This is a genomic window from Streptomyces alkaliphilus, assembly GCF_014141535.1.
GTDB lineage: Bacteria > Actinomycetota > Actinomycetes > Streptomycetales > Streptomycetaceae > Streptomyces > Streptomyces alkaliphilus.
In genome coordinates, this window is sequence record NZ_VKHT01001109.1 from 1 (window position 1) to 1,523 (window position 1,523).

The window sequence follows — 1,523 nt, forward strand, 5'->3', positions numbered from 1 at the left end:
CTCCTCTCGTCCCCCGGAACCCCCCGAACCCGCCGCGCACCGCGGAACGCCCGCCCGGCCGGGTCCCCGGGCCGGGCGCGCGTCGGGCCGGCGCGTCAGCGGCGGCGGCGCTCCGGCCGCCAGACGACCAGCGCCGAGGACTGCCGCACGTCCTGATAGGGCACCAGGTCACGCCGGTAGGAGGCGTGCACCTGGGCCTCGCGGCGGCGCATGGCCACGGCCGCGCCGTCCACCGCCTGCTGGAGTTCGGCCACCCGCGACTGGAGCGCCGCGACCTGGTTCTCCAGCTCGATGATCCGCTTGATGCCGGCGAGGTTGATGCCCTCGTCCTGGGAGAGCCGCTGCACCACGCGCAGCAGCTGGATGTCGCGCGCCGAGTAGCGGCGACCCCGCCCGGCGGTTCGGTCGGGGCAGACCAGGCCGAGCCGGTCGTACTGGCGCAGCGTCTGCGGGTGCAGCCCGGAGAGCTGGGCGGCGACCGAGATCACGTAGACCGGGGTGTCGTCGTTCAGTTCGTAGGGGTTGTCGTACCGGGCGCCGCCGAAGGGCGTCTCGGATCGGGGACCGCCCGGGGTACCCCCGGGCATCCCGGTACCGCCCATGCCCTGCCCGGTACCCACTCGACTTGCTCGGCCGTCCACGTCAGTCTCCCTTCGCGGCCTCGAAGAGTCCCGCCCTCGGGTCCTCACCCACGGCTGCCTCGCGGTACTCCTCCAGGGCCTTCCTCGCCCTTTCCCCCATGTCACGCGGGACCGTCACCTCGATGGTGACCAGCAGGTCGCCCCGGGTCCCGTCCTTGCGCGTCGCGCCCTTGCCCCGGGCGCGCATGGTCCGTCCGCCGGGCGTTCCGGCCGGCAGCTTGAGCGTCACCGGCGGCCCCCCGAGGGTCGGCACCTTGATATCAGCACCGAGCGCGGCTTCGGGGAAGGTCACCGGCACGGTAATCGTCAAATTGTCGCCACGACGTCCGAAGAGGGGGTGCGGGTCGACGTGCACGGTGACGTAGAGGTCACCGTTGGGACCGCCCCGCTCGCCCGGCGCGCCCTTGCCCCGCAGCCGGATGCGCTGCCCGTCGGAGACACCCGCCGGGATGCGCACCTGCATGGTTCGCGAGCTCGTCGCCCGACCGCTGCCCCGGCACACGGAACACGGGTTCTCGGCGATCAGTCCGCGCCCCCGGCAGTCCACGCACGGGTCGGTGAGCGAGAATCCGCCACCACCGCCGCGGCTGACCTGACCGGTGCCCACACAGGTCGGGCAGACCCGGGGCGTGCCGTTGGTGTCCCCGGTGCCCGCGCACGCCTTGCAGGCCGCGCTGGAGGACATCCGCAGCGGCACGGTGGCGCCGTCCACGGCCTCGGTGAAGCTCAACGTCACCTCGGACTCGATGTCCTGACCCCGCCTCGGCTGCACCCGCGAGCCGGGACCACCCCGGTTGAACAGGCCGCCGAAGACATCCCCGATGCCACCGCCGAACCCACCCGCGCCCCCCGTGGTGCCGGTCCCGGCACCACCGGCGCCGG

The 1,523-nt window shown here is 73.9% G+C and carries 2 protein-coding genes; both read right to left on the reverse strand.

Going from position 1 to position 1,523, the window contains the following annotated elements:
* Positions 1-95 precede the first annotated feature (95 nt).
* Positions 96-587, reverse strand: coding sequence for a heat shock protein transcriptional repressor HspR (locus FNQ90_RS22755; RefSeq protein WP_182608067.1), 492 nt, complete (start codon positions 585-587; stop codon positions 96-98).
* Between the two features lie 55 nt (positions 588-642).
* Positions 643-1,523, reverse strand: an 881-nt coding sequence (locus FNQ90_RS22760) for a DnaJ C-terminal domain-containing protein (protein WP_182608066.1), incomplete at its 5' end; no start/stop codon positions are given.

Excerpts from the sequence above, each read along its gene's own strand:
- FNQ90_RS22755 (WP_182608067.1), bottom strand. The coding sequence starts at position 587 with ATGCCCGGGGGTACCCCGGGCGGTCCCCGATCCGAGACGCCCTTCGGC.